We start from the raw sequence: 226 nt of genomic DNA, 5'->3' as shown, positions 1-226 counted from the left end.
GTTGCGGATCTCGTCGGCAGCCTGCCCCTCTGGATCGACCTCGATGACGGTAGATCCGTCAACGAGGGCTTCTGCGTAGCCCACCCTGTTGGCGATCGTCGTATCGAGGACCGGATACGGCAGGCCAGCCAGCGAAGTCTTGATCGACTTCCCCAGGTTAGTGCCCACTCCCCGCCTGGAAACCAGAAATACGATTTTCAGGTTTTCCTTAAATGCAGACGCCTCG

The 226-nt window shown here is 58.4% G+C and carries 1 protein-coding gene; it reads right to left on the bottom strand.

The window, feature by feature from the left end:
• On the bottom strand, positions 1-226 hold a 226-nt coding region (locus AXK60_RS27310; RefSeq protein WP_425315236.1), incomplete at both ends, for a ParA family protein.

The sequence above is a fragment of the Tsukamurella pseudospumae genome (assembly GCF_001575195.1).
Classification (GTDB): domain Bacteria; phylum Actinomycetota; class Actinomycetes; order Mycobacteriales; family Mycobacteriaceae; genus Tsukamurella; species Tsukamurella pseudospumae.
The sequence above is the reverse complement of the archived record's forward strand: the minus strand, read 5'-3'. Positions and strand labels throughout refer to the sequence as shown.